The sequence below is a fragment of the Oleiphilus sp. HI0067 genome (assembly GCF_001635735.1).
Map to the genome: position 1 here is coordinate 1 of NZ_LWFI01000587.1, position 475 is coordinate 475.

General features: G+C 47.4%; 1 protein-coding gene. It reads left to right on the top strand.

The annotated features are described in order from the left end of the window. A partial coding sequence (locus tag A3739_RS06730) for an ABC transporter permease (RefSeq protein ID WP_156502414.1) occupies positions 1 to 475 on the top strand: 475 nt, incomplete at both ends.

The following is a 475-nucleotide window of genomic DNA, read 5'->3' on the forward strand; positions in this document are numbered from 1 at the left end:
GGTGTATTAATCGCTGCGGCCATTGGCTTGTTTGTTGGAGTAATAACGGGCGCTTTGCCTTTGTTTACCGCTTGGGTATCTCCTTTACTGACGGTTGTTTCACTGATTCCTCCTTTAGCCATCCTGCCAATTTTGTTCATCGTTTTTGGTCTAGGTGAGCTCTCGAAAGTTGTCTTGATTGCCATCGGCATTACGCCGTTTATTGCGCGTGATATTCAACGACGAACACAAGAGATTCCGCCCGAGCAACTCGTTAAAGCACAGACTTTAGGTGCCAATACGAGTCAGATTTTAATGCGTGTGGTACTGCCACAAATCCTTCCAAAACTGATTGATGCAGTGCGCTTATCGTTAGGTGCTGGGTGGCTGTTTCTGATTGCTGCTGAAGCCGTAGCCTCAACCGATGGGCTTGGTTACCGCATCTTCTTGGTAAGACGTTATATGGCGATGGATGTGATCTTGCCGTATGTCGCAT